Annotated in this window: 27 protein-coding genes and 2 pseudogenes; 5 read left to right on the top strand and 24 right to left on the bottom strand. The window is 38.3% G+C overall.

Features of this window, described 5'->3' with window-relative positions:
* Positions 1-66: 66 nt before the first annotated feature.
* The 11 genes and pseudogenes from JOC77_RS09315 to JOC77_RS21255 form a co-directional block, all read right to left on the bottom strand.
* Positions 67-378, bottom strand: coding sequence for a hypothetical protein (locus tag JOC77_RS09315; RefSeq protein ID WP_204542250.1), 312 nt, complete (start codon positions 376-378; stop codon positions 67-69).
* Positions 379-544: 166 nt separating this feature from the next.
* The gene (locus JOC77_RS09320; protein WP_204542252.1) at positions 545-1315 is read right to left on the bottom strand and encodes a sporulation protein; all 771 of its coding nucleotides are present in this window, start codon (positions 1313-1315) and stop codon (positions 545-547) included.
* Positions 1302-2132 carry a protein kinase domain-containing protein gene (locus tag JOC77_RS09325; RefSeq protein WP_204542259.1) on the bottom strand — a complete coding sequence of 277 codons (831 nt, stop codon included), beginning with the start codon at positions 2130-2132 and terminating at the stop codon, positions 1302-1304. The genes JOC77_RS09320 and JOC77_RS09325 overlap by 14 nt, the downstream gene beginning before the upstream one ends.
* Before the next feature lie 18 nt (positions 2133-2150).
* Complete coding sequence (locus JOC77_RS09330; protein ID WP_204542261.1) at positions 2151-2330, bottom strand: hypothetical protein; 180 nt, start codon at positions 2328-2330, stop codon at positions 2151-2153.
* A 137-nt stretch (positions 2331-2467) separates the two neighbouring features.
* Positions 2468-2638 carry a YozD family protein gene (locus JOC77_RS09335; RefSeq protein ID WP_101644352.1) on the bottom strand — a complete coding sequence of 57 codons (171 nt, stop codon included), beginning with the start codon at positions 2636-2638 and terminating at the stop codon, positions 2468-2470.
* A gap of 94 nt (positions 2639-2732) precedes the next feature.
* Positions 2733-3431 (bottom strand): hypothetical protein, encoded by a 699-nt coding sequence (locus JOC77_RS09340; protein WP_204542263.1) that lies wholly within the window; start codon positions 3429-3431, stop codon positions 2733-2735.
* A 204-nt stretch (positions 3432-3635) separates the two neighbouring features.
* Positions 3636-3857: a YozE family protein gene (locus tag JOC77_RS09345; protein ID WP_204542265.1), complete on the bottom strand. Its 222-nt coding sequence runs from the start codon at positions 3855-3857 to the stop codon at positions 3636-3638.
* Between the two features lie 171 nt (positions 3858-4028).
* Positions 4029-4316 carry a YokU family protein gene (locus tag JOC77_RS09350; RefSeq protein WP_204542267.1) on the bottom strand — a complete coding sequence of 96 codons (288 nt, stop codon included), beginning with the start codon at positions 4314-4316 and terminating at the stop codon, positions 4029-4031.
* A complete protein-coding gene (gene kamA / locus JOC77_RS09355; RefSeq protein WP_204542269.1) occupies positions 4313-5749 on the bottom strand; it encodes a lysine 2,3-aminomutase in 1437 nt (478 codons plus the stop codon). Before kamA ends, JOC77_RS09350 begins: the two co-directional genes overlap by 4 nt.
* 1277 nt (positions 5750-7026) lie before the next feature.
* Positions 7027-8493, bottom strand: coding sequence for an NAD(P)/FAD-dependent oxidoreductase (locus tag JOC77_RS09360; RefSeq protein ID WP_204542270.1), 1467 nt, complete (start codon positions 8491-8493; stop codon positions 7027-7029).
* Between the two features lie 354 nt (positions 8494-8847).
* Positions 8848-8937 (bottom strand): annotated as a pseudogene (locus JOC77_RS21255) (YjcZ family sporulation protein); the annotation flags it as partial.
* A gap of 298 nt (positions 8938-9235) precedes the next feature.
* Between JOC77_RS21255 and JOC77_RS09370 the strand changes: the two are divergent.
* The gene (locus tag JOC77_RS09370) at positions 9236-10336 is read left to right on the top strand and encodes an SGNH/GDSL hydrolase family protein (RefSeq protein ID WP_204542280.1); all 1101 of its coding nucleotides are present in this window, start codon (positions 9236-9238) and stop codon (positions 10334-10336) included.
* 14 nt (positions 10337-10350) lie between these two features.
* A pseudogene (locus tag JOC77_RS09375) lies at positions 10351-10909 on the top strand (DUF502 domain-containing protein).
* Between the two features lie 39 nt (positions 10910-10948).
* On the opposite strand, the gene JOC77_RS09380 reads toward JOC77_RS09375, so the two are convergent.
* From JOC77_RS09380 to rsgA, 4 genes are all read right to left on the bottom strand, one after another.
* Positions 10949-11452 (bottom strand): PTS sugar transporter subunit IIA, encoded by a 504-nt coding sequence (locus tag JOC77_RS09380; RefSeq protein ID WP_204542282.1) that lies wholly within the window; start codon positions 11450-11452, stop codon positions 10949-10951.
* 23 nt (positions 11453-11475) lie between these two features.
* Positions 11476-11916, bottom strand: coding sequence for a peptide-methionine (R)-S-oxide reductase MsrB (msrB, locus tag JOC77_RS09385; RefSeq protein WP_204542289.1), 441 nt, complete (start codon positions 11914-11916; stop codon positions 11476-11478).
* Entirely contained in the window at positions 11903-12442 is a 540-nt protein-coding gene (gene msrA / locus JOC77_RS09390) for a peptide-methionine (S)-S-oxide reductase MsrA (RefSeq protein ID WP_204542296.1), read from the bottom strand. The genes msrB and msrA overlap by 14 nt, the downstream gene beginning before the upstream one ends.
* A 140-nt stretch (positions 12443-12582) precedes the next feature.
* Complete coding sequence (rsgA, locus tag JOC77_RS09395) at positions 12583-13650, bottom strand: ribosome small subunit-dependent GTPase A (protein WP_204542303.1); 1068 nt, start codon at positions 13648-13650, stop codon at positions 12583-12585.
* Positions 13651-14013: 363 nt separating this feature from the next.
* Here rsgA and JOC77_RS09400 point away from each other — a divergent pair, with 363 nt between their 5' ends.
* Positions 14014-14763, top strand: a complete 750-nt coding sequence (locus JOC77_RS09400) for a DUF4397 domain-containing protein (RefSeq protein ID WP_239558691.1) — start codon at positions 14014-14016, stop codon at positions 14761-14763.
* A gap of 36 nt (positions 14764-14799) precedes the next feature.
* Here the strand turns inward: JOC77_RS09400 and JOC77_RS09405 are convergent, their stop codons facing one another.
* From JOC77_RS09405 to JOC77_RS09415, 3 genes are all read right to left on the bottom strand, one after another.
* Positions 14800-15384 (bottom strand): YpmS family protein, encoded by a 585-nt coding sequence (locus JOC77_RS09405; RefSeq protein WP_204542306.1) that lies wholly within the window; start codon positions 15382-15384, stop codon positions 14800-14802.
* Between the two features lie 23 nt (positions 15385-15407).
* The gene (locus JOC77_RS09410; protein ID WP_204542308.1) at positions 15408-16223 is read right to left on the bottom strand and encodes an SGNH/GDSL hydrolase family protein; all 816 of its coding nucleotides are present in this window, start codon (positions 16221-16223) and stop codon (positions 15408-15410) included.
* Positions 16224-16396: 173 nt separating this feature from the next.
* A complete protein-coding gene (locus JOC77_RS09415) occupies positions 16397-16987 on the bottom strand; it encodes an SCO family protein (protein WP_204542310.1) in 591 nt (196 codons plus the stop codon).
* A 163-nt stretch (positions 16988-17150) separates the two neighbouring features.
* Between JOC77_RS09415 and JOC77_RS09420 the strand changes: the two genes are divergently transcribed.
* Positions 17151-17666 (top strand): PCYCGC motif-containing (lipo)protein, encoded by a 516-nt coding sequence (locus JOC77_RS09420; RefSeq protein WP_204542312.1) that lies wholly within the window; start codon positions 17151-17153, stop codon positions 17664-17666.
* A 53-nt stretch (positions 17667-17719) separates the two neighbouring features.
* Here the strand turns inward: JOC77_RS09420 and JOC77_RS09425 are convergent, their stop codons facing one another.
* The 5 genes from JOC77_RS09425 to ilvA all read right to left on the bottom strand — a co-directional run bounded on the left by JOC77_RS09425 (position 17720) and on the right by ilvA (position 21680).
* Complete coding sequence (locus JOC77_RS09425; RefSeq protein ID WP_204542314.1) at positions 17720-18562, bottom strand: DegV family protein; 843 nt, start codon at positions 18560-18562, stop codon at positions 17720-17722.
* Positions 18563-18718: 156 nt separating this feature from the next.
* Positions 18719-18970, bottom strand: a complete 252-nt coding sequence (locus JOC77_RS09430; protein WP_204542315.1) for a DUF2535 family protein — start codon at positions 18968-18970, stop codon at positions 18719-18721.
* Between the two features lie 157 nt (positions 18971-19127).
* Complete coding sequence (gene tatC / locus JOC77_RS09435) at positions 19128-19880, bottom strand: twin-arginine translocase subunit TatC (RefSeq protein WP_204542618.1); 753 nt, start codon at positions 19878-19880, stop codon at positions 19128-19130.
* A gap of 204 nt (positions 19881-20084) precedes the next feature.
* Positions 20085-20276: a twin-arginine translocase TatA/TatE family subunit gene (locus tag JOC77_RS09440; protein WP_204542317.1), complete on the bottom strand. Its 192-nt coding sequence runs from the start codon at positions 20274-20276 to the stop codon at positions 20085-20087.
* 135 nt (positions 20277-20411) lie between these two features.
* Positions 20412-21680: a threonine ammonia-lyase IlvA gene (gene ilvA, locus JOC77_RS09445; protein ID WP_204542319.1), complete on the bottom strand. Its 1269-nt coding sequence runs from the start codon at positions 21678-21680 to the stop codon at positions 20412-20414.
* Between the two features lie 259 nt (positions 21681-21939).
* On the opposite strand from ilvA, the gene JOC77_RS09450 reads away from it, so the two are divergent.
* Positions 21940-22173 (top strand): hypothetical protein, encoded by a 234-nt coding sequence (locus JOC77_RS09450; protein WP_204542321.1) that lies wholly within the window; start codon positions 21940-21942, stop codon positions 22171-22173.
* Between the two features lie 123 nt (positions 22174-22296).
* Here JOC77_RS09450 and JOC77_RS09455 read toward each other — a convergent pair whose 3' ends face one another.
* A complete protein-coding gene (locus JOC77_RS09455) occupies positions 22297-23253 on the bottom strand; it encodes a thymidylate synthase (RefSeq protein ID WP_204542323.1) in 957 nt (318 codons plus the stop codon).
* Between the last annotated feature and the right edge of the window lie 59 nt (positions 23254-23312).

Consider the following 23312-nt stretch of genomic DNA (forward strand, 5'->3'; position numbering starts at 1 on the left):
ATAGGAACCTGATGAACCACATCCTTATTGGGACGTCACTAAAAAAACCGCCATCCGGCGGCTATTTCAGCAAACTTGCATTCTGTTAATTTTCACCCATCCTCCAGATTGAAGCTGGTAATAGCTCATTCCGCGCAATCCTTCATCAATTAATATTATATCTCCTGTAAATATGTATCTTGCTTTAAAATCCTTTGGCAAGCGGTCTAGCACATTAAATGTAGAAAATACCCTTTTGATCACATCCTGGTGTGAATGTCCTCCAATTGTTAATCTGTAAACCTGCCGATAGCCTTTGTTTTCCCCAAATAACGGTGTCTGAAATATCGTTATGTCATACTTTTTTCTGCTATGATAGACCAGCTGCAGCCATTTCATATTTTTCAGCCCCTTTATTCATTCTAGTACATACTATTACATAAAGGGGTCGTCGAATCCTTCATCAAAAAAGCACTAGTTTTGTCGCACACCGCCGTCTGAAAGGCCATTGAAAAATAGTCTTTATGAAAAAGACCTTCCATTATAGAAAGGTCTTTCACACTTATTAAATATACCTGCTGATTATTTGATTTAGTTTTTCTCTCATCTGTGGAATATCCTGTTTTGTAATGAAAGCGCGTACCATTGTTTCATCCATCTCCATTGCTTCAGCAAATAGTCCTGCGAGCCCCTTGGCTTTCCGGTCTACTTCAAGAAGGATTTCTGCACGTTCTTCTGAGACTGAAAGGAAGCTTATTTCAAGTTCATCCAGTTTTCCATGATAAGGCCCAGTCACTGGAATAAATTCAAATTCCTGAATAAATGGACGATGATGATTCAGTTTATATGAAACGGCTTCACACTCTGCCTGCCTAAGCTTAAACCCTAAATCTGTCAGTGCCAGCAGGGCTGCATGTACAATCGGCCCCGGGAGAATTTGAATGAAATCTTCATCTGAAGGATCTACGGCGTTTTTTATTTCCAAACCTGTTGAAATCCATACCTTTGTGCGTCCATAGGTAAGGGGTGTATCATTAGGGAGTACCAGGGAAAAAGGCATGGTTCGTAATTCGCCGGGTGCTATCGTAAATGGATCATTCAACCGTAGTTTCTCTAGTGCTGCTGTTTGAGTATATTTTTTGTCATCCTGTTCCTTTATATAAGTGGTATGTAAAGTAAGATATATTTCTTCAATTTTCTGCTCAACTGATCCTCCTCTTATTTCTACCTTCCCTTGTACAGTCTGTCCTGGCAGATAACGGTCAGAATCAAGTCTGGTGTCCACTTTTGCTGTTCCGATGCCTATGCTCGCCAGCATTTTATTAAATAATGCCATTTTTATCCCCCCGAAGAATTTGTATATGACGGTTTACATGATCCAGAGCTGCCTTACTTGATGGATATGGTTCTGCTGCTAATAATAATTTTTTAATAATTTCTCTAGATTTCATGCTGATGTTTAATTCTTCCTCCCAGCTTCGGCCAGAGCAACTGTCACCTTTAAAGTTTGAATATAATAAGAATAGTAAAAAGTGGCCAAGGCAATATAAATCGCTGAGATAGGTTTTACTCTGTTTCGGATGTTGATTGCAGTCATATTCCTCGTTCCTATCGATGAAACTGCCAAGCCCAAAATCAATCAAACTGATCGAATCGCCTTGCAACAGGACATTAGGAATACGTATGTCCCTATGGACAATTCCTTTCTCATGCATATACGTTATTACTTTTAACAGCTTACAGGCGAGATGGAAAGACTGCTCTTCAGAAAAGACCTTTTGTTCAGTAAATAGGTTTTCCTCAAGGGTATAGCCATACTTTCTCTCCATGATGTAAAAGGGAATCCCTAATAATTCACCGCTCGATACAAATTTTGGAATCGCAGGATGGCTGAGTGTTTGTAAAATCTTTTGTTCTAATTGGAATGCCAGCAGCGCATCATTAGATCTCCATTTCCGTTTTCTGAGCCGCTTTAAGACAAAAGACCCCTGGTTGATTGTATTCTGTATGATATACGCTTTCCCGTAACTTCCAGAACCTGCTTCAGACATAATCACCAAGCTGTGATGTTTTTCTAGTTCCTTGATAAATCGCTTTTCGAGGATTTTTTCTGGCATAAGAGTTTTAAACGGATGCATATTCTTAAAATTCATGTTAGCTCAGGAGGACCTTCAGCTGCTGAAAAATCCTTTTGAGCTGGAGAACAGGCTGGAGTGCTTCTTTTTCTTATAATGCTTAGCTCCATAGCCAATTTCTTTTTTATAGGAATGTTTATGCTTCCATTTATCGCTGGAGGAAAAATGGCTATTCGACTTGCCGCCTAACAGACTTTTTAATATTTTCTTAAACATATATTTCACTCCTTTGTTTATCTACGGCTATGATTCTCATAGGTTTCAATTATCGAAAATATTTTTCTTTTACACTAAAGAAACGACGGAAATCCGCCGTTTTTGCTTTTCCCGCTGGCTCCTGGCATGATACGGGGCTATTCTTCAACCTCTTCATCAATGATTGATTTTTCAATCAGGTATTCAAATGTAATGTCTGCAATCTCTTCTAGTTCTTCCTGGGAAGGAACAAATCCTCTTTTCACCAGTTCATGAAAAAAGAATTCTGCGATTTCTTCCGTATCAATAAATACTTCAATTTCACGCATCTGAATCGCCCCCTTGTTTTAGATGTATGATGGTATAGGTTTTTTATACCAGTATTTTATACAAGCTTTCTTGACCAGAAATATCCCAAGAGTCTCACGTTGTTTTTTTATACATCTCATCTGCTACGGTCTGGATTTTTTTTAACACCAGCTGCATGACCTTTTTATACTCCTCATCTTTAAAGGATAGAAATAAGGAATTATAATCATTATACAAGTCAAGCAGACCATCTATTAATAACGCCTTTTCTTTTTTCCAATCCAGCCATTCTTTCTCACTTTTCTTGGCAACAGCAGGGGCTTTATTTAATTCTACCTTATTTGTTTTTTTGGAAATGGGATACAAAAACCCGAGTTTTTGGATATAGGTATCAGCGGTTTCATAATCCGCTATGAGGGATAATTCATCTTCGTGAGCCTCGAGCCACTCACCATCTGTGATTTTAGAGAGTTCGTAAATGACATCCTCCCACGCATTTTCTTTATATCTCCATATTTCTGTCCTAAATCCCACGATCTTAAACAACTCTGTACCATAGCCGTCCACTTGGACTAAGTCACCAAAGAAGTATTTATAAACTATATCAATCTGCTCGGACTCGGTAACAATCTCTCCTTGATAGTCTGATATGTGTTCAAGAGAGGATTCCAAATAAAGTCCTTCACTGTGATTAACTTCGTAGACATAGGCACCATCCATAAGCTTTAAATCAGTTATTTTCCCGACTGTTCCATATATATTGATGACAACAGTGTCTCCAATCTTGAATTTTGGTTTTTTTTCATTAGCCATTAGAGCCATCCTCTCAAGACAGTTCTTGGTTGATTAGTTAGGATATTATATGCAGTCTCTAAGCTGTGCGTCATAGAAATAGACAACAATCCCTCTCTATACTTGTACATAAAAAAGGGCTGATAAGAAGGCATAAACCCTTCCAATCAACCCTTTTTTGCTATAAGTTTTATCTCGAGCGCGGTGTTAACCATATAATATTTTTTACAGGTGTTCCTCTTCCAGATAAAGATCCCATGCCCTGTCAAATACAGCCATACTCTCTAGATAATGTACATTCAGCTCTAGATAATTGCTTATCTCGTGATAATCACTGGATTGCTTTGGAAAGCTATGATCCTTGTATGCGGAATTAGCGAATTTTGTTATTTCATCCAAGTCCTTTGGCTGTCTATACCTCATCAAAAAATGATAAAAAGATTTCATTCACAAATCCCCTTGTGTTATTTTCTGTTTTTATCATATAACTAACAATTTATAACCGTCTATCATTATGTATTAAGTTCGATTTTATTTAAAATGAAAAACACCTGCCAGTTTTTATTGGCAGGTGTTATAATCATTCATCTTTTTTATTTATTGACCAAATACCAATTCCTATTCCGATTTAAAGTTGAAATAGTTCTTCTTCAACATTTTCGGCAGTGCCATCAATTTACTGAAGCTTATCGAGGAACTAAGCTCATTTCGATCTATTAAGAACAATTGATCTTCTAAATCTGCAGCAAGCTTCTCATCCAGGTAAACAGCATGGCAGCTTGAGCAAAAAAGAGAAGGAGTTGCTGTTATTTCAATAGAACGTGAGCCATCGGGAAGCTCCCAGTATACCTGATCTTCTATGTCAACAATGCTTCTTTCATTGCACCAAACACACTCAGAACTCATTCCTTTTCCCCTCCAGGCAGATTCAATTTTTCATTCATATTGGTTTCCTGAAAATTCTTTTGCTGAGAAAGAAACTTTTTTTCTTTTAGTTCATCTCTTTTTCCCCTCTTATCCTTTAAGGAGGTGTGTCCTGGATTTTCCTCATATTTCTTTCTCCTGCTGTTTCTATCCAGTCCCTCTGGCACTAAATTAAAATGCAAGTCTGTATTAATTCCGGCTATACCGGCAGTGGAATTAATGCTTTGTTGATTGCCATATACTTTTTCAAAAAAGGATTCTGCTTTCCCCGGAGTATAAGATTCTGGTTCTGGATAAGAAGTAATCACTCCTTCAAAATTTCGTAATATGGTTTTGGATGGACTTTGCGAAATTAAATAATTAGGCTGAAGAGAAATTTTCCCTCCTCCTCCAGGAGCATCCACAACGAAAGTTGGAACGGCATAACCAGATGTGTGCCCTCTTAACCCTTCAATAATTTCGATCCCTTTTGAAACAGGAGCACGAAAATGGCTGATACCTTCGGAGAGATCACACTGATAGATATAATAAGGACGGACCCTGATTTTAACCAGATCATGCATCAGTTTTTTCATAATATGAACGCTGTCATTAATTCCTGCCAGAATAACAGATTGATTGCCGACTGGAACCCCTGCATTTACAAGCATTTCACAGGCCTGTTTCGACTCCTCGGTAATTTCAATGGAAGTATTAAAATGGGTGTTAAGCCAGACAGGATGATATTTCTTAAGAATGCTGCACAGATTTTCAGTTATTCTCTGAGGAAAAACAACAGGAGCCCTCGTTCCGATTCTGATAATTTCAACATGCGGTATTTCACGAAGATTTTTTAAAATATACTCTAGGATAGTATCATTGATGAGCAGTCCGTCTCCGCCGGATATCAGTACATCACGGACTTCAGGTGTTTCCTTAATATAATTTATAGCCGCATCCAGCTGTTTTTTTGGAACCCCCATGCCGATCTGCCCGGAAAATCTTCTTCTCGTGCAATAGCGGCAATACATGGAACACTGATTGGTAACCAGAAACAAGACTCTATCCGGGTATCGGTGAGTCAGGCCGGGTACAGGAGAATCCTCATCTTCGTGTAAAGGATCCTCCATATCATACTTCGTTTTATGAATCTCTTTTGACACAGGAACCGACTGCATCCGAATAGGACATCTTGGATCATCAGGATCCATTAAAGATGCATAGTAGGGAGTAATATTCAGTGGTATCGTTTTAGTCGAGATCTTGACTCCTTCAATCTCTTCATCTGTTAATTGAATAACCTTTTGTAAATCCTCAAGATTTCTGACAGTATTTGTTAACTGCCACAGCCAGTTGTTCCATTGTTCCTCAGTAACATTTTTCCACAACTCAATAGAATTCCAATGGCGGTTAGGCTTAAACAAGCTAGAGTTCATACTATCGGCCTCCCAGGTATTTATCACATGACTGTGCCTTTATCATGGTGTAGCATATGCATGCAGCTAAAAACCTGCGAATTTTTAATTATGCTTTTTTATGGGTGAAGAGGATACTTAAAGCTGAACCTAACTGCTGCCGTGTTAGTAGTTGGTTGCTTGAATGGTGCATTTGGTGGCTGAATCCTTCTTTTTTGTGGAAAATTAAATATTTGATTAATATGAGTTTACGGGTGGCAAAAATGTAATCCTTTTTAAAGGAGTTAATTTGACAAAAATGCAATCCTTAATTTGAAGTGTATGTGGCAGAGTGTTGATGAAAAGGCCCTGTTGTTTGCCTTTAAGCTGTTTGGTGGTTAAATCGTTATTTTATCCTGGCCAATCGCAATCTTATGTTTATATTAGAGGTTTATACGGCAGTTGATTTAATTAGATTTAACTGGAGCAGGTGTACTTGCTAAAAGTTCAATAGCAGCTTCCAGATGAATGAACCTTTTAAAAAAAAACTAAATTCAAGCTAGCTGGACCGCATAAATTTAATATAGGGCAATGCATCTAGTCAGATGGAGTCAGATGGAGTCAGATATACTGGGGCAGAGATTGTTAATTGCTGGTTAGGCGGTGTGAAAAGCATTTTAGGTGGCTAAATCGTGTTTTTAGGTGGCTAAATTATATTCTTAAGTGGCTATAGAAGAGGTTTTAGGGTGAAAAGGTTCTTATTATGGCTTCATATACGTAAGTTAATCAAACTTGAGGCTATATTTTGGCGGTTTATGCTTAAGTTTTTAAAGTTTATGCTTGGGTTTTGAAGATTTACGCTTAAGTTTGAGGAATTTATGCTTAAGTCTTGGTTTTCTTTGCTTGACTTATTAGATTAATGCTTATCTTTTAAACTTATGCTTATTCGCTGGTATTCATGCTTACCTTTGACACTTATGCTGATCCTGCTATTCCTGAAAAGTTTCAGGATCGCATAAAAATAATTCTTTAAGATATCTTAGTCACAGGGTATTCTTCATAGATATCCGTTCGTCTATTATTGAGTCATTTCCCCATAGTTCGTACTCCTTCAAACCGGTTGTCTCCTTCAGCTGCGAATTTTTTGCCTCTCCAAATGAAAGTCACAGCATGCCTAAATTCCCTCGTAACTTCAAATACTCTCTCCCACACCTTATCCACAATAAAAAAACACCCATTACCTCTGATATCGAGATAATAAGTGTCACTTAAGGTTGAGCCAATTCGAGCGCTTTTCCTAAATATAAAGAGCTTCTAACCTAAACCATAACTGGTTCAGCAATAACAGGTTTATTGATTTTTTGGATAATGTCACGTGCAATCCAGACTCCGCAGGCGCTGGCCTGTGCAAGTCCTCGGGTGATACCGCCGCCATCTCCGCCAACATAAAGTCCGGAAATTTCTGTTTCGAACCGGTCATTCAGTTTCGGGCGTGCAGAATAAAATTTAGCCTCCACTCCGTAGAACAATGTATGCTCGGACGCGAGTCCAGGTGAAACCTTGTTTAAGGCTTCGGTCATTTCTATTAAGCTTCTTAACGTGTTATAAGGAAGTACAAGTCCGAGATCGCCAGGTACTGCTTCTTTTAAGGTTGGCTCAAGGAAACCTTCCTTGATGCGTTTCTCAGTGGAGCGCCGTCCTTTTAAAATATCGCCATATTTTTGCACGATCAGTCCGCCGTTAGATAGTGCATTGGCTAGACGGGAAACTTCATGAGCATATTCGTTTGGTTTATCAAATGGTTCTGAAAAAGTGTGAGAAACAAGAAGTGCAAAGTTTGTGTTACCGCTTCCTAATTTCGGGTCCTTGTAAGCATGCCCATTTGCCAGCATAATTCCAGAATGATTTTCAACTACAACATGTCCTGAGGGATTGGAACAGAACGTACGGACCTTAGTTCCGACAGATGTATTGAAAACAAATTTACCCTCATATAGATGTTTATTGATCTCTTCCATAACAATATTGGATGTCTCTACCCTCACACCTATATCCACTTGATTGTTGAGCATTTTCAGTCTGCGTTTTTTCATGAGGCCTGTCAGCCATTTGGATCCGTCCCGTCCTGGTGCGATTACCACTTTATCTGCAGAAACGTTCTCTCCATTTTTAAGGGAAATGCCGCGGATAATATGACCTTCACTCGTTTTTTCCGTTATTAAATCTTCCACTTCTGTTTTAAAGACCATATCCACTTTATCTTTTAAATACTCAAAGATACTCTTAAGTATTTCTAGATTTTGCTCGGTACCCAAATGGCGGACCTTTGCCCTAAGCAGTTTAAGCCCTGCAGCATAGCCTCGGCGCTCAATATCACGCACTTCATCTGTAAGAGGATCGGTGATGGAGTCTGTAGCACCGTGGCTCAGATTGATTTCATCGACATAGTTAATTAAATCCTCAACCTGTGAATTGGACAAATAGTCAGTCATCCAGCCTCCAAATTCGCTCGTAATATTAAATTTTCCATCAGAATAGGCACCCGCACCCCCGAAACCGTTGGTAATGGAGCAAGCGGGCAGACAGCCTGCAAATTCCTTTCTTCCCACAGCCGGAGGACATTTTTCAATTTTCTTTTGAAGAATTGGACAATTTCTTCTATATATGTCGTGACCTTTATCAATTAATAAAATATTAGCTTCTGGCATTTTCAAATTCAGCTCATAACATGTAAAGATACCGGCCGGACCAGCTCCTACAACAATAACATCGTAATTCGTTTTCATGAACGTTTCCTCCTAAGAAGAACTTGATATATTTTTTATCCCTAACAAAATATATCAAAGAGCAGAGAATTCGTCAATAAAAATACGAACTTTTATCAATTAAATAAAAACAATGTTCGTGTTTTACTATATAAACTTCTTTTATCTTCTACAATAACCAATCCTGGAACATGCTTTATTTTTAATTAGAATATACTGAATATACGGTTTAGGTTTGGACTACCCTTGGAATATTGAATCCAAATATAAATTTTCACAACAAAAAGCTGCCAATGAGACTCGGCAGCTCTGTTGCAGCTTTCTCCATAATTGTTATTCCGCCGTAAGCCTGCTGGTTCCGGCAGCTTTGTTGGTTTAGTAGCCTCCAGAGAAAGAAGCACCAATAATAATTAATAAGATGAATAAAACTACGATCAAAGCAAATCCGCCAGCGAAACCGCCGCCGCCGCCTCCGCCGTAACCGTATCCGCCATATCCGCAACCATAATACATGTAATTCACTCCTATTCGTCTTTTTCTGTTTACATTTTTACAATATGTAAGAGGGCACAGGTGTGTATGTGCATTCGCCCAGTTTTGCTATTTTTACGGAATATGACATTTATTACGCTTTCATTAATAAATGTTAAAATTCATCTTTTATCTTTAATTTAAAAGGGTTAATATAGTATTTATAATTAATTATTTGTTTCTTGTGTGTTCCTCTTGTCGTGTGATTTATATAAATAACGGAGGAAAGAATTTGAAGACCAAGAACTTTTCAACCATCCTTATTTTTATTTTAACTTTGTCAGCCCTTTCGTTCAGTTTATTTTTTTTGAATACCTCTTATGGTTCTGAAAAAAACGAATCTGTATATGAAAAGATTGAAAAAAAAGAACGCATTACATATTTAGTGATTGGGGACAGCATTGGTCGCGGTTCTGGTGCAGAAACTCCAAATGGACGCTGGTTTAAACAGCTCGAAAAGAAAATGAGCCAGCAGCATGGTGTCAGCATGAAGGGGGATTTTTTGGTCCAAAGCGGTGCTACATCATTAGAGGGACTGTATAAATTGCAGAACGAAAGAATAATGGACCAGGTTAACCTTATTTTTATCGTGTTCGGTGAAAATGATCGAAAGTATATGAATGAGAGAGATTTTGGAATTCTGTATGAGTCATTAATCAGGCAGAGTAAGGCCAAATATCCTGCTGCTGAAATCATTACCATAACAGAAAGCTGTCTTACATTTGAGGATTTTGCTAATAAAATTCAAGACCTTTCCTCTCATTATGGTGCCTCTAATGCAGATATGAGACCTGTTTTCAAGAACAGCGGTAAAAGCAATCAAGAGCTTACTAGAGATAACGTCCATCCAAATGGCCAGGGTTATTCTCTTTACTCAGATACTTTATATCATTTACTCAAGAACAATAAAAAGAATAACAAAACAATCGCTCAATTAAATAAACCTATCAGTCCTGAAGCTCGGGAACTAAAATTGAAGGTGAACTCACGCTATAGACAGCAGAACGGATTGTATCCTAAAAATGGATATCTTACGAGCAAAAAGGCTGGCAGTTCAGCAGAATATGAATTTACTGGAAACTTAGTTGGAGTAAAACTGCTCAGAGGGCCGGACGGCGGTTATGTTAACGTGTATGTGGATAATATTTTTGTGGCCAAGATGAATACCTGGTGGCCATTTAAACGGGAAAGAATACAGTACATTGCAAATGGTTTATCAGACGGACCGCACACTGTACGCTTTGAGGTTACAGGTGAAAAACCTTCTGCTAATAAAAGCAGAGATGCGTACTTTCGAGTTTCTTCTATCTTATCGGGAAGCTACGAAAAATAATATAGGAGTAAAACATGAAAACCATACTTAAAAATTTTATTAATGGGGTATTGACGATTGTCCCCATTCTTGTCGCGGGCTTTGTTATTTACAAATCCTTTACTTTTCTAGACAGTATTCTTGGCAATCTGTTAAGGCCTTTATTTAAGGAAGATTATATTCCTGGAATCGGTCTTTTGGTTACTTTGATTTTAATTACCCTCCTAGGCTGGCTTTCCACTCAGTTCGTAACAGGAAAAATCATTAAGTTAATCGACCGCCTGCTCGAAAAGATACCCATTGTAAAGACCATCTATTCAGTGGTAAAAGATACGGTCCATTCTTTCCTTTTCGAAGGTTGTTATGGTCACTCTCCCTGGGACTCAAATGAAAAGTATAGGTTTTATCACTTCAGAAAATCTTGAGACTTTTTATCAACCATTGAATGGGCATGTTGCAGTATATATTCCTCAAACCTTCCAGGTAGCAGGATTTACTTTCTTAGTACCTAAGGAAGATGTGGAAGTCGTTGATATTAAACCAGAGGATGCCATGAAGTTTGTTCTTTCAGGCGGCATGACCTCAAAAAAGTAAAACAAAAAAACCAGCCATATCCGGCTGGTTTTTTCGCTATTATTTAACCTTCAAAGTAATTAAGTTGGTTTCTCCTAAAACAGCCTGTGTTTCTGAAGTTTTATCAAGTTCTTCAAATGAGTCTCCGTTGGTAACAATGATAGGAGTAATTGTGCTTTTTGCTTTTTCACGGATTAAATTTAAATCAAAGGAAACAAGTTTCTGCCCTTTTTTTACTTTATCACCGGCTGAAACATGTGTTTCGAATCCTTCTCCGTTCATGGAAACTGTTTCTAAACCGATATGAATCAATATTTCCGCGCCTGTTGCTGTTTTTAAGCCGACCGCATGCTTAGTAGGGAATACCTGGAGCACTTCCGCATCAGCTGGAGCAGCAATGACTCCCTCTGATGGATCTATTGCCAGGCCGTCCCCCATCATTTTTTCAGCAAAAACCGGATCTGGGACCTGATCAAGAGGAACAACCTTACCTGTTGCCGGCGCTGCTAATACTTCTTCTTTAATTTGATTTTTTTCTTTTTTTCCAAATAATTTCTTAAACATGCTATCACCTTCCGCTGACTGACTTAATGGTTTTTTTCAAACAATTTCAGGTATTCTCCGTACCCTTCCTTTTCGAGCTCACTAACGGGAATAAATCTGATCGCTGCAGAGTTGATACAATAGCGAAGGCCCGATGGTCCGGGTCCGTCATTGAACACATGGCCTAGATGAGAGTCAGCCGTTTTGCTTCGAACTTCCACACGGGTCATTCCGTAGCTGTAATCGGCATGCTCTTTCACCTCTTCATCCTCAACAGGCTTAGTAAAGCTTGGCCAGCCGCATGATGAGTCAAACTTGTCCAGTGAAGAAAACAAAGGTTTCCCTGAAACAATATCAACGTACATTCCCGGTTCTCTATGGTTCCAGTATTCATTTTGAAATGGAGGCTCCGTTCCGTTGTTTTGAGTCACTTCATACTGGATGGGTGTCAGCTTTTTCTTTAAATCCTCTTTATTTTGGTTCATTTTGATTCCCCCAATGATGCTCGATAAAAGCTGCCCGTCCTGAGCCGAGTCTGTATCCATTATAATGCAAAGGTTCTTTTTTGTAATAATCCTGATGATATTCCTCGGCAGAATAAAATTCTTTTGCTTCTAAAATTTTTGTTGCAATAGGCTTGTTGAACTTGCCGCTTGCAGCTAATTTTTCTTTGGACTTTTCAGCAAGCTTTTTTTGTGTGTCGTTATGGTAGAAGATCGCTGTCTGGTAAGACTGGCCCCGGTCATGAAACTGACCGCCTGGATCTGTTGGATCTATCTGCATCCAATAGATCTCTAACAATTTTTCATATGGAAATATCTCTGGATCAAACACGATTTGGACAGCTTCATAGTGTCCCGTCGTTTCAGAACAAACTTCTCTATATGATGGATTTTCCTTATGTCCGCCTGTGTAACCGGATGTAACTGATTCAATTCCTGGCTGCTGATCAAAAGGCTTTACCATACACCAAAAACAGCCTCCTGCAAAAGTGGCTTTTTCCACAGTCATCACCTGCCCTTTCATTCGGGTCCCTTACTTACAATCTTCCCTTATCTGAAATTTTATAGCCTATTATTTTTAGAGTAAACCTATATGCTCAAAAACTTTCCCAGGAACAAAAAAAGAGTGAATTTCTTCACTCCCAGAGGCTATCGCTTTTTATAAGGTTTATTTCTTAGATCTTTATTCAGCTTTTTGTATTTATTTTTCTCGGCAATTTGACGGCTTTTATTCGTTTTTCGTTCCAGATATTCTTTTTCCCTCTGCAGCTTCTGATAATTTTTCAGACGTCCTTCTTCTATAGTGCCTGTTTCGATTGCATGGATCACCGCACAGCCTGGTTCTTGTTTATGCTGACAATCGCTGTAATAACAGCTGCCTGCCAGCTCCTCGATATCTTTAAAGCTTTCAGTAAGACCCTCTTCCGATTCCCAAAGTCCAAACTCTCTCATTCCAGGAATATCGATGATATTAGCTCCATTTTGCAATATGAATAATTCCCTGTGTGTGGTTGCATGTTTTCCTTTATCATCATCACACCTGATGCTGCCAATTTTTTGTATGCTGTCACCGACAAGAGCATTTATTAAGGTAGATTTACCTACTCCAGAGGAACCTGTGAACACCCCAGTTTTACCTTCTTTAAGGAATTCTAGAATTTTCACGTGGCCTTCTTCGAATAACGCACTCATAACCATAATAGGAACTCCAAACGTTACGGCCTCTAACTCGATCAGCTTTTGGCCAATATCTTCGCATAAATCTGCTTTATTTAAAACGATGACTGGTGATGCTCCGCTTTCCCAAACTGAAATCAGGTATCTTTCCAGCCTTCTTATATTAAAGTCGACATTTAATGAAAGGACTATAAATATATAATCAACATTAACGGCGATAATCTGCTCGCCTGGTTCTGTACCTGCTTTAAGCCGTGAGAACTTACTTTTCCGGGGAAGTACCGCGTGCAGGGTGCCTTTACTTTCTCTACTTCGTTCACTGAGTACAACCCAGTCCCCTACGGCTGGATAATCTTCTTGAGAACATGAATTAAATCTGAATCTGCCAGATAGTTCACATAAAAATTCTCCATTTGCAGTCAACACCCTATAAATATGTTTGTATTCGGTGATTACACGTCCTATTGTATATTCCTTTTTATAATGAAGCTCATATTCGGCTAATGCTTCCTCATGGATACTTTTTAAGATGGAATTCAATGTGTTTCCTCCTGATTATAATGTAATAAAAAAACCATGGACTGTAGGCAGCCCATGGTTTGACTATTTCAATCAGGAAAGAGACTTATCCCTTGAAGTTGGCATGGGCTGCACATATGAAAATACTTGTATTCGTTGTGGTAACAAATAATGTTTTCATCATACATCCCGCCTTTCGATTCAAGTTTTTAGAATATTACATATTTATTATATACAAGTTTTCAAAAAAAGAAACTCTTTTTTTCCAGCACCAGCCCAAATAACGATGCATATGGTATGTAAGTGATAAAAATTGACTGTAGATAATCTTGAAATATACAGGTACCTTTTTTACTGGGCATTACAAAGAGAGGAGCGATTTTTTTGATAAAGAGGAATGCCGATCATTATTTTGAAAAAGCTGCTAAGTATGATCTGCTTGCGAACTACTATAAATATACAAATCCTAATTTGCATGTTCAATATTATAGCAAACACTTGAGCAACCTTCAGAAAGCCGTTCAGAATTTAGGTAATGGAAATGAAATGCGCCCTGCGGCCGCAAGAGTCAGAGTCATACATGCATCACCCGACAGCCCCAGCGTAGATGTATATATTAATGGAATGCGGACGCTGAGGGATGTGTCATATAAGCATGTGAGTGACTATTTATCACTGCCGACGGGCAGATATCAAATTGATATGTATCCTGCCGGCACAATGGTATCGACTGTTATTAGCAGAAAAGTAAATATTGAAAGCGGAAGATATTACACTCTGGCAGCAATTGGTCCGGGCGCAAACCTGCGGTTAATGCCTATTGAAGATCATTTGTTTGTTCCTTCCAGTGAAACAAAATTACGAATTGCTCACTTCTCCCCGGATGCGCCATCTGTAGATATTGCCGTGAAAAACGGTGATGTTATATTCCCCAATGCAACGTTTAGAAAAATGACGGATTATGTCGGGCTAACACCCATGACTGTTGATTTGGAAGTCAGGCTTACTGGAACAAGCACTGTTGTCCTGCCGCTTCCCAATATCCGGATGAATCCTAATACAGCCTACACCATCCTTATATTAGGGTTAGCAGAAGGCAATCCGGAATTAGAAGCATTAATTATTAATCCATAAAAAAAAAACCAAAAATCTGTTTAGGATTTTTGGTTTTTACTTTTCTGGAGGAACCATCAATCGAAACGAAATATCATCATGTTTAAGATCAAATTTCTTTGCTTTAACTTGGAGGCCGCTATCAAGCTCCATATTTTGAAGAGACACATAGATTAATTTATCATTTGGCTGGATAATGACCCATTCCGGAGTCTTAAACCTATTGTTTACTATATTTAACACATAAGAAACCGGAAGCTTCATTTGTCCAACGGAAATGGACTTTTGTTTCAGCAATAAGTCACCATTCTTTAATGCCTTTGGCTCGAAAGTTAATTTAAGCTCTAGATCATTTCCAAAAGCTGGAAGTGTGCCATACAGCTCTACATCATCTTTTAGCAGCACATCGTAGTTAATGGATCCTTTGAAGCCTTCTTGATTCAGATAACGATTGATTAAAACATTTAAATCTTCTTTATTCGTTTGAATATTAAATCCTGCAATTTCATCTCTGTTGATATTTTTTATATCTTTATTATCTTTAACAGGCAGGTTTACTAGGATTAACAGTGAAGCCAGAGTCAGTATGACAAAACTCAGGAGAAGGAAAAATAAGATTTTCCACTTATCTTTTTTCTGCATAACCTCTCCTATCCCTTTGAAAGTCAGTTAAGTAATAATCTCTTTAAGGTATACTGATTCAAAGCCTGGTATATTCTATTTCCCATGTGCTCATAGCCGCGGTCATTGGGGTGGAAGTAATCGTCTTGAAAAAGAAGCTCCTCTTTTGTGGAAATAAAAATATCCTCAATTTTTACAAAGTAGCATTTGCTAAACTCATTAGCAGATTCTTCAGTTGCTTTATTCCACTCATCCAAGATCATTTTCAATTCTTTTACGTTCGAAGTCCACTTATAAAAAGGGTTATACAATCCGACGATATAAACTTCAGCTTCACTATTGATTGCCTTTATTTTGGCTAAGATTTGAAAAAGGCGCATACGGTAAGCTTCTTTTTCGCGGTTAAAATCCTGAAGTTTAAGATTGGTTATATTTTCCCGGAAAACTTTCATCACATCGTTTCCGCCAATAGTGAGGATAACTGCATCTGATTTTTGAATCGAGTCTTTTAGTTCCTTTTTGTTCAGCCTTTTCAGCAATTGTTCTGTCCGATGGCCCTTAACACCAAAATTATAAATTTGAGGGCGGATCATGCCGTTTTCTTCTATATCTTTTTGCAGATAGGGAAGGTAACCTCCATTTTTGGTGCTGTCTCCCACTCCCTGCGTTAAAGAATCACCAGCTGCTGTAATTTTTATATCTTCATTCATAAGCCCGGCTGGCTGATCCTCTTTTATCAGTTGACGGTTTTCAGTTGATTCCTTTGGCTGCTTTTTCATTTCAAAAAAGCCGACTTCCTTTAATTTGCAGGAACTCAGAAGTAGCAAGCAGAACAAAAGATAGGTGAATTTTTTTACCATAGCCTCACCCGCCTTTAAATTATGTTTATTATAACACGAAAAAAATAATTCAAACCTTTTTGAAAAATCAAGACCTGAACGAAGTAAAAATCTGCTGGTATGTCAGAATAATAATCGGTACGTTAGCCCTGTTAAAAATTAAAAACAAAAAAAACAGGCTATTTTCTGCCTGCTCAGTTGTTTTTAAGAATTTTTACATGCTCAATTATTGTTTCAAGAGGGAAGTCAGTATTTCCCTTATACATTTGAATAACTTTTCCCTCTTCATTCACTAAAGCAAATTCTGTTCCATGTATAACCTGGTCTTCATTTTGAGGCTTTTTTACAAGCATATGAAAACTGTCGGCTGAAAATTTTTCAATAAAGCTCTGTGAATAGCCCGTAATAAAATGCCAGTTTTCATGGTCGGCGTTAAACTTCTGTCCATAAGTTTTCATAACTTGCGGGGAATCAATTTCAGGATCAATACTGAAAGAGACAAGCTGCACATCAGTAAGCTTCTCTTTTTTTAGTTCCTGTTGTAATTTAGCCATATTGGCCGTCATGGGCGGACAAACCGTTGTACAGTTAGTAAAAATAAAATTCGCAACCCAGATCTTTCCTTTTAAATCTTTCCTTGTAAACTCCTTGTTCTCCTGGTCTACAGCCTTAAAATCTCCAACCGGCCAATTCCTGGCATTTGGCACTTCTTTAGGACCGCAAGAAGCAAGCAAGAAAGTGGTTAATAGTAAAATGATTATTGCGATATGGTTTTTTCTTATCATTGAGTCCACCCTTTAATCTACTTATTCTGTTTTATTTTAGCAAAAGAAAGTTTTAGTTAAAACCATTGTCACTGATTATACAATTTTTTTCAAAAGACACCCCATACATAAAAATAGGCGGCCTATTAGAAGATAAAGAGAACTCTACAGAATGGAGAAGAATATGAATAAAGACAATATTATTAAGGCGCTTTTCCTTTTATTTTCTTTTTGTTTAATAATGCCTGACAGTATTCCCCAAGCCGAAGCAGCTGTCGTGAAGAATTCACAAAAAGACTGCCATTTTCATGAAAGGAAGGGAATTGCAGATATCAAAGAAAAAACGCCTTCGGCAGAGATATTGCCTCATTTCTTATATGGTAAGCCCGAACATATTAGAAAGATCTACCTAAATGCTGCAAAGCATAAAAATATTCTGAAGTTCATTCCCTGCTATTGCGGATGCGGGGAATCTGCTGGCCATATGGATACCTATCAATGCTTTGTGTACGAGAATCACGCTGATGGCTCAATTGTATGGGATAATCACGCTGCGATGTGCGGTATTTGTCTGGATACTGCCTCTACAGCTATCTTACAATCTAAAGAAGGCAAGTCTCTCACTGAGGTACGCAAAATAATCGAAGACCGCTACAAAAAAGGGTTTAAGAAGCCGACACCAACTCCCATGCCAAAGTAAAGACTATAAAAAACGGCTTTTCAGCACATGTTATGCTTAAAAGCCGTTTCTTATTATTCGTAATAATAAATTAATGCAAATGCCCCTTTTCCCGTATGGGTGCTTATAATAGGAGTTGTATAATCAATGGAAATATCTTTAAAGCCAGTATTTTTAATAATCGCTTCTTTAACCTTTGATGCTGCCTCAATTGCTTCAACCTGGGCTATTCCTGCCCCGATAATATGATGGGTATTGAAGTCTTCAACAAAAAGTTTGGTCATATACTTAATCACCTGATTATGGCTTCTAGCCTTTGTAATAGGCTCCAGCACTCCATCCACAAGAGAAGCTATCGGCTTAATATTTAATAACGAACCTAGAAACGCATTCACCTTGCCAACCCGGCCGCCTTTAACCAGGTTTTCCATCGTATCTACCATAATTATAAGCTTTGTATTTTCTTTTATTTTTTCCAGGCGGTCCATTATTTCCTCTACAGGATGTCCCTTTTCAGCCATCTGAGCGGCTTCGATCACTTGAAAAGCCAATCCCTTGGAAATAAACTTTGAATCCAGGACCGTTACCTTGACATCTGTCATAGTGGCAGCGCTTTCTGCTGAACGGACCGTCCCGCTCATCCCGCCTGTCATATGTATCGAAATGATATGACTTCCGTCTTTCCCAAGCCGATTATAAACTTCTAGAAAAGAACCTGGGGATGGCTGTGAGCTTTTAGGCAGCTCTTTTGATGTTTCCATTTTTTTTATGAATTCTGACGGTGTAATATCCACCCTGTCTATAAAGGTTTCCCCATCAATGGAGATGGTAAGAGGAACTACCTCTATATCGTACTTCCTAACTATTTCCTCTGAAAGATCAGCCGTGGAATCGGTGACTATTTTTATTTTCTGCATCTGTTCACATCCCTGTTCAAAACACTTCTATTTATTATACCTTCTCAAGGACGGGAATCAAACTACTTTCAAAGGATATACAGCCAAAATTCGGTCTATTACATCTATTTTCCTATCTTTTTTGCAAAAAGAAAAAGGAACCAGTTACGGATCCTTTTAAGCATTATTTTTTAATTCATTTTTCTGGAATAATTTTTGGTAAACCGGCCATTTTAATTCTTTCTTCAAATACTCTCTAAAAGAATAGTTCCTGGTCCATTTACTTTCATAATAAACGGTTTTGATGAATACTTCCAAGCGTGCTGAAATCATAAAATGAAAGGTGCTATCTTCCTCCAATACAGGAATATCAATAATCTTTACCTTCTGTCCAATGTCATTTTTGAACTCCAGGCTTTTAAATAGCAAAATATCAATCCTCTTTTTCACCGTTTGACTATATTATACACGAATGAAAAGGTCTAATCATGTCATATTCTGCTTAATAAATAGATTATTTTTGAAATTAGGTAAAAAGAACCAAAAAAACACCTCTGATTAGAGGTGCAAGAATACAAAGGTTAAATTATACGCCTTCCTCAGCAGCAGACGGGACTCTATTTTCATGCTGTTTTTTTAATTTTCTTTTATAAACAATTTTAGATAAAGAAATACTGATCTCATACAGTAAAAGAAGAGGGATAGAAACAAGTATGTCAGATGTCACTTCTGGCGGAGTAATGGTTATCGCCACGACGATTAAGACAAAGTATGCATATTTTCTGATCTTGGAAAGCACAAAAGGATTAATGATACCAAGGGACGTTAAAAACATCACAACAACTGGCAATTCAAAAAGAACCCCAAAAGGAATCGTCATATGCAGAATAAAAGTAAAATAGTTGCTGGCGGTAAAGAGGGTAACGACCATATCACCGCTTAACTCGATTAAGAATTGGAATACGATTGGGAATATCACAAAATAGCCAAACGATAAACCAAGTATAAAAAGAATGAATAAAGAAGGTATATAATTTAATGTAATCCTTCTTTCCTTGGCTGTTAAAGCAGGTTTGACAAAGAGCCAGAGCTGAAAAGCAAAAACAGGAATCGTAGCCGCAACAGCGATAACACTTGCCAGGGAAACATATACCCAGACAATATCACTGGGACCAAGAACAGTCAGCTTCACATCCAAATCCCGGACAAACCATTGGTAAATATCTTTTACATAGACAAAGCCCAGTATAAAGAACAATATAAATGAAGCTGCTACAATAATAATCCGTTTTCTAAGCTCCCCTAAATGTTCAACCAGGTGCTGTTCTTTATCTTGCATCACGAGGTCACGCCTTTCTAATTCGACCAAACCTTAATAAACTAAAGCGTCTAAAATAACTGCAAAAAGGTGTAAGATCGCTTCATCTCACACCCAGCCGCTTGTACGTATACTCCTAACATGGACAATATTCATTCATTCCACCACCGGAACAAGTCCATTCACCTAATGATCAGCGTGAGTTATGCCGACGGCTGACGCTGCTTACTTACGAGGCTTAGCTTCCTCTTTTATATCGTCCATAACATCACTGGTAAGTTCACGTGTAGACTTTTTGAATTCTCTTAAGGTATCTCCAAAAGCACGTCCAATTTCCGGCAGTTTTTTCGGTCCGAAAATAATTAAAGCTAGTACAAGAATTAATATTAATCCTGGTACACCAATGTTTGAAAACATGGATACATCCCCTTTAGATGAAAACTAACTCAGGTATACTATTTTATTTAAGCTTGCCAAAAGACCAGTAACCGATCATTTTTTCTGAAATGATCCTGCCTTTACATTGTAACGAAACCATGAAAAATTATCAATCTAAATCAATAAGTTAAATAGATTGCTATCCTTATTAACTTCTGTATAAGGAAAGCTCTTTTTGCTCATTCGCTGGATCAGCCCCTGATAATCTTCTTTTTTCTTAAGCTCAATTCCCACCAGGGCTGGTCCGCTGTCTTTATTATTCTTTTTTGTATACTCAAATCTTGTTATATCGTCGGTAGGCCCTAACACTTCATCCAGGAATTCCCGGAGTGCTCCTGCACGCTGCGGGAAATTCACTATAAAGTAGTATAGGAGGCCTTCATATTGCAATGACCTCTCTTTAATTTCCTGCATCCGCCCTATGTCGTTGTTCCCGCCGCTAATAATACAGACTACGTTTTTCCCTTTAATTTCTTCTTTATATAATTCTAGTGCTGCAATAGATAAAGCCCCTGCCGGTTCTGCAACAATCGCATGTTCATTATACAGCTCCAATATCGTGGAACAAATCTTTCCCTCCGGTACAACAATGATATCATCAACATTCTGCCTCGCTATTTCGAATGTTTTTCTGCCCACACACTTAACCGCTGCACCGTCTACAAACTTATCTATATCTGGAAGAACGACAGCTTTCCCCTGTTTAAAAGCTGCCTTCATGGAAGCTGCTCCTTCCGGTTCTACCCCGATACATTTAGTTAATGGGGTAATGCTTTTCAGATATGTACTAACTCCAGCAATAAGCCCTCCGCCGCCGATTCCAGCGAAGACATAATGAAGCTCCTCTTCACAGTCATTCAGTATTTCCACAGCAACAGTACCTTGTCCGGCCATGACTCGTTCATCGTCAAACGGATGTATAAAAGCTCTGTTTTCGTCTTCTGCACATTTGGCCGCCTTATCAAAGGAGTCATCAAAAGTGTCTCCTGTCAGAATCACTTCAATATCTTCCTTACCGAACATCAAGACTTGGTTAACCTTCTGCCGCGGTGTGGTTGCCGGCATAAATATTTTCCCGTGAACACCTAATTGACGGCATGCATAGGCAACTCCCTGTGCATGGTTTCCTGCACTTGCACATACCACCCCATTGACTAACTCTTCAGGGGTCAGTGTTTTCATATGGTAAAAAGCACCCCGGAGCTTAAATGAACGCACATGCTGCATATCCTCCCGCTTTAAGAAAACATTGCAGGCGTATTTTTCGGAGAGGCGGTCATTCTTTTGCAAGGGTGTATGGGCCACGATATCTTTTAGATTCTGGTGTGCTATAAGAATGTCCTCCACTTGCAGTAATCTCCTCTTTTCAGCCGTTTGGTTCATTTATTCTCCTCATTTCCCATTTCATTTCATTACTTTAAACTAATATAGTCTTATTAATCCGTAAATTATAACATGCAAAACAAATAAATCAACTGATTTTTCTAAAAATTTAATTAACTTATCAATTTCTGTATATTAGGAGTGATTTTAGAAATATTATAGAACAGGTTAGAAGAACTCGGTCTCTTAGTATGCTGCTTATACAGTGAAAGAGAGATAGGAAACTCTAGACAACAAATCAAGAAATGGGGGAGAATGTATGGAATTTTTATTATGCGCTTTAGATTGTGCAATCCCGGTTGAGGTAACCTTAGACGAAGACAATGGCCGGTATATGGTAAGGAAAAGTGATACGAGCGGTGAGTTTTTTAATACAGCAGATGAGCTGATAGACTGGATTAAGCAAAATTTCACCGAGGAGCAATTTTGTACCCCCGAAGAATTCCATGGAATGCTTAAGCAGCTTAAAGAATATCAGGAACAATACTTTTGAGAAGCTATGTAATTGTTCACCTTTAGGGCAGAAATTAGTCAAATTATAGAAGTGTAGAAAGAAAACTCAGGTTCCTTTAGAGGATCCTGAGTTTTTGGTCGATAGTCTTATATATAATTCCTGTTACACTGCCACAGGGGCCTTTATAGCAGGATGCGGCAAATAATTTTCAATATTAATATCTTCCATTTCAAAATCAAAAACTGAGGTAACGTTTTTATTTAGCAGCAGTTCAGGAAGTGCTTTAGGCGTCCGGTTAAGCTGCTCTTCTACTTGTTCTAGATGATTTAAATAAATATGGGCATCACCAAGTGTATGAATAAATTCTCCGGCCTTCAAACCGCACTCATGGGCGATTAAATGAGTTAATAGGGCGTAGCTCGCGATATTGAAGGGAATTCCAAGAAAAACATCACCGCTCCGCTGATAAAGCTGGCAAGACAGCCTGCCTTCTGTTACGTAAAACTGAAACATGGTATGACATGGCGGAAGCGCCATGTTTGGCAGATCTTCGGGATTCCAGGCAGACACAATAAGCCTCCTGGAGGAAGGATTTGTCTTAATAGTTTCGATAACTTCCTTCAGCTGATCAATGGATTGACCATTAGAAGCAGTCCAATCTCTCCACTGCTTCCCATATACATTTCCCAATTCTCCAAATTGGGCTGCAAAATCAGCATCATCCAAAATCCGTTTCTTGAAAAGCTCCATTTGTTCCTGATAGAGAAGGTGAAACTCTTGATCGTTCTGAGCCCTTAATCCAAAATTAGTCATATCAGGACCTGTGTATACATCACTTTCAATCCAGGCCTTGAAGGCCCATTCGTTCCAAATATTATTATTGTGTTTTAGCAAATATCGAATATTAGTATCACCTTTAATGAACCAGAGAAGCTCGCTTGCAATCAGCCTGAACGGAATTTTTTTTGTTGTCAATAGAGGGAAGCCCTTTTCAAGGTCAAACCTCATTTGTGCCCCAAAGGTGGAAATAGTGCCTGTTCCTGTCCGATCCTCTTTCTTTACGCCATTTTGTAATATATATTGGCATAAATCCAAATATACTTTTTCGCTCTCGCTCATTTGCTTCTCCTTTCAAGCTGAAAAAAGGGAACTCAACATTACCCTTTTTAGTTTCTACT

The organism is Peribacillus deserti, assembly GCF_016909175.1.
In the GTDB taxonomy this organism is placed as follows: domain Bacteria; phylum Bacillota; class Bacilli; order Bacillales; family DSM-1321; genus Paraperibacillus; species Paraperibacillus deserti.